Raw genomic sequence first — 473 nt, forward strand, 5'->3', positions numbered from 1 at the left:
CTACCGCGCCATCGCCGGATAATGTGGAGGTGGCAACGGTCAGGCAGGGTGACGCCGACCAGACTTTGGGTAGTTGAACCCGTGTGTCAGATAGGCGCCCTTGTCTGTTTCATTTTATTAGTCCGAACGGTATCTTGGGCCATCACAAAGTGTGTAAGCCCGCATACGAGGAAGGTCAAAAATGAATACGATCAATGCAGTTGTGGGAATTGACGTCAGCAAGAAAAATCTGGACATCGCCTTGCTGGCAGACGGGAAAATCAAGAAAAAATCGCTGCCGAACTCGGCTGCGGGGCACCAGGCGCTGCTGGAGTGGATCGCCAAGTCCAAATTCGAGAAGGACGCATTGCAGGTGTGCATGGAGGCGACCGGTGTGTATTACGAGGCCGTCGCGACGGCGCTGCATGACGCCGGCTTCATGGTGTCGGTCGCCAATCCGAGTTGCGTCAAAGGCTTTGGCCAGAGCGAAAACC

At 55.2% G+C, this 473-nt stretch carries 1 protein-coding gene; it reads left to right on the top strand.

Features of this window, described 5'->3' with window-relative positions; all coding sequences use genetic code 11:
* Nucleotides 1-181: 181 nt before the first annotated feature.
* The coding region (locus GTP44_RS26845; protein ID WP_161021806.1) for an IS110 family transposase at nt 182-473 on the top strand (292 nt) is incomplete at its 3' end.

Source organism: Duganella lactea, from assembly GCF_009857505.1.
Classification (GTDB): domain Bacteria; phylum Pseudomonadota; class Gammaproteobacteria; order Burkholderiales; family Burkholderiaceae_D; genus Rugamonas; species Rugamonas lactea.